Here is a 411-nt window from a genome sequence, read left to right as displayed (position 1 = left end):
CAAGCACTCACGTCGATCCTGCTCTAAACATGAGGGGTGCCCCAAGCAGCCATTTCATGGCTTTTGGGAGACCCCCTTTGCTTTTTCTGGAAATGATCACACTATATTCACGTTTCAGGGATTGAATTTTGCGACCATAATCGGTATATTAAAACATAGTAAAACAATTGGTATTCAAGAGATTGAGCTGAGCGGTTAACCGCAGGCCGGGTACTTCCTGATAACAGGATAGGTCCGGCCTTTTCTATTGGTTATCATTGTGAAATAAGTCACACCTCGCTCATAAATGATTAGAGCCGTGTTTGCGTAGAGCATGCCTCCTTGAAGGAGAAGGACATAAACGAGGTATACCTGGGGGAGCAGCGCTCTTGTCGCTTTTTTTTCTACGTCTGCCCAATTAACGAACAGACA

General features: G+C 45.0%; 1 protein-coding gene. It reads left to right on the top strand.

Going from position 1 to position 411, the window contains the following annotated elements; genetic code table 11:
• Positions 1-199, top strand: a 199-nt coding sequence (locus L691_RS33655) for a hypothetical protein (RefSeq protein ID WP_232229215.1), incomplete at its 5' end; no start/stop codon positions are given.
• Positions 200-411 lie beyond the last annotated feature (212 nt).

Source organism: Paenibacillus zanthoxyli JH29 (genome assembly GCF_000520715.1).
Classification (GTDB): domain Bacteria; phylum Bacillota; class Bacilli; order Paenibacillales; family Paenibacillaceae; genus Paenibacillus_AQ; species Paenibacillus_AQ zanthoxyli.
This window is presented reverse-complemented; position numbering and strand designations above follow the sequence as displayed.